The 1514-nt window shown below is 48.9% G+C and carries 1 protein-coding gene; it reads right to left on the reverse strand.

The window, feature by feature from the left end; translation table 11 throughout:
- Nucleotides 1-3: 3 nt before the first annotated feature.
- Nucleotides 4-1362, reverse strand: a complete 1359-nt coding sequence (locus tag KI367_RS26645) for an IS4 family transposase (protein WP_212953307.1) — start codon at nt 1360-1362, stop codon at nt 4-6.
- Between the last annotated feature and the right edge of the window lie 152 nt (nt 1363-1514).

Below are 1514 nucleotides of genomic sequence, written 5' to 3' on the forward strand. Positions count from 1 at the left end.
AACTCAACTTTCGCAGCTTAATTTTCCGAACAAAGCCTTGATATAATTGGGCAAACTCGCAATCCATTGCTGGAGTTGACATACAACGGCAGACTGATCCCGTTTGGATTTTGCTTCCGTGAACGCCATGAAAAATGCGATCAGATGCTGCAAAGCCGTTTTGAGATCCAGGTCTCGAACTTCGTCGGAAAACAGGAAAAACAGACCGCCCAACGACCGCGCGTCGTTGTTGTGACGGCGTTCCCATTCCATTACGAGATAACGGGTAAACACGATCGTGGTGTGGCTGATGAGCATATCAAACGAACGACCTTGAAACTCCGTTCCCAGCTTCAGGTACGATTTGGCAAATTTGAAGAACGTCTCAATGCTCCAACGCATGCCGTAGATGCGAACGATCTCAGCCTCTTCCAACGTCAAATCGGTGCTAAGCAGAACCAGCCAATCCCGCCGCCGATGGCGGTTTTGCACAAAGACCAATTTGATCGGCAAACCGCAGGCGGTTTGAACGATGACCGAGCCAAGGATTTCTTTGTTTTTCTGCTTTGGCAAAAGGGCATACAGTTCATGGAGCGTCAGGCTTTTTCCGTCGAACCGGTATCGTTGTTTCATCGCCTTGACCATCCCAATGACATGCAGACCTTTCGCCATCAGTTCACGCAACAGAGGCGCTTGGGTAAACCAACTGTCCATCAGGACAAAGTCAGCGCTAAATCCAGCCTGAATCGCTCGATCAAGCAGAGCCGCCACGGCATCCGGTTTGCGTGAAAGCGCCTCGATGCGGCGTTTGTAGCCTTGGGTACGCTTGGACAGACGTTCCTTCATCTCGCAAAAGCGATTCGTCAACTTGGCCGAGCTGAGCATTACAAAATCGATGGGCGCAAAGCTGAAGCCATCCGACCATCCGAGCGTGAGCATGTTGTAGCCGCGAGCATATCTCCTCGTCGTATGATCGAAGACTCGGGCAAGCAACTCGGCTTTCTTGCTGCGATCCCTGCGAAGAACCGAATCATCAATGATGAACGTCCGAACGCGGGACGAAGAGGTTAAGGAATCAAAATGCTGAACGACCTTCAGACTCAAGGCATGCAAAAATCGTCGCCAGGCAAAGCGTGGATGGTTTAAGAATCGATAGACTACATCTTTGCCAGGCAACGACTGGCGGCGGTTGCTATGCAGAAGACGAAACCAATTGCACCCTTCAAACACGAGCGTAAAGATCAACCGAAAGATCATTAGACTGGATAAGCCGAACGACTTCGAAATGCCGGCTTTACGCAACAGTTGTCCGATTTGCAAAGCGGAAAATAAAGCCGAGATTCGTTCTTGGCCCTTTTCAGACAGGAAGTTGTGTTGTACCATAGAGTTACGCACCTTTCTGTTTGGGATGGGAAGACTATCCACTTCCATTTTACCAAACGGAAAGGTGTTTTTCTGTCAAGAACGAGATTTTTCAATAAGAAATCCTAGTCATATCAAGGCTTAACACTAATTTTCAAGGTGCGAAAGTTGAG

Source organism: Paenibacillus cookii (assembly GCF_018333375.1).
Classification (GTDB): Bacteria; Bacillota; Bacilli; order Paenibacillales; family Paenibacillaceae; genus Paenibacillus_AQ; species Paenibacillus_AQ cookii.